The 1,004-nt window shown below is 66.6% G+C and carries 1 protein-coding gene; it reads right to left on the reverse strand.

What is annotated here, in order from left to right; genetic code table 11:
• Nucleotides 1-923 (reverse strand): IS481 family transposase (locus tag IVW53_16240; GenBank protein ID MBF6607105.1); only part of this gene is annotated, 923 nt, incomplete at its 3' end.
• Nucleotides 924-1,004: the final 81 nt, after the last annotated feature.

Consider the following 1,004-nt stretch of genomic DNA (forward strand, 5'->3'; position numbering starts at 1 on the left):
AGCGGACTGAGACCGCCGAGTGCGGTGTGTGGACGATCGGCATTGTACTCGGCGAGGAATGATGCGAGTGCTGCCGTCCGTTCATCGTTGCTCGTGTAGAGCCGGACGTACGCCCACTCGCGCTGGAGCGTCTTGTTGAACGCCTCTGCTTTCCCGTTGGTCTGTGGCCGGTACGGGCGCGTCCGCCGGAGCTGCACGCCGTGCTGGGAGGCGACCGCGGCGAAGACGTGCGAGCGATAGTTGCCGCCGTTATCGGTGAGGAGGCGCTGCACCCGGACCCCTTGTTCCTGGAAGGTGGTGAGCGCTCGGACGAGAAACGCCGCCGTCGTATCACCACGCTCGTCCGGGAGCGCTTCGGCATAGGCGTATCGGCTGTAGTCATCGACCGCGACATGGATGTAGTCGCAGCCGAGACGGCCGGGCCGATGGCGGCCCGCGCCGCTCTCCAGAAAGCCGGGGTCGAAGCGCTTGCCGCCGCCGTCCGGAATCCGGCCCAGCTTCTTCACGTCGAGATGGACGAGCTCGCCAGGCGCAGCGCGCTCGTACCGGATCACCTCGCGCGTGGAGCGGTGGAGCGAAGCGAGGCGATGCAGGCCGGCGCGGCGGAGGACCGCGTAGACGGTTGAGCGTGCGATGCCGAGTGCGTAGCTGATGCGGTGCGGTCCCCACGCCCGCTCTCGCCGCAGCGCGCAGATCGCCGCGACAGCGGATGGTGCCAGGACATGGGGGCTGCTTTCCGGCCGGCTTGAGCGATCGACCAGTCCCTCTGGTCCTTCGAGGAGGTAGCGCCGAATCCACTTGCAGACGGTCGCGCGCGACACCCCCATGACGTGCGCGATGACCGCCTGCGAATACCCCTGGCCCCGCAGGTGGATGATTTGGAGCCTGCCGTACCGGGTGAGCCGCGCGTTAGGATGAGACAAGAGAGTGCTCCTTTCGACTGAAGGCGTTTCAACACCCACAGCCGACTCGAGCACTCTCTTTGTGTCAACAACCTACGTGGG

The sequence above is a fragment of the Chloroflexota bacterium genome (assembly GCA_015478725.1).
Classification (GTDB): Bacteria; Chloroflexota; Limnocylindria; order Limnocylindrales; family CSP1-4; genus C-114.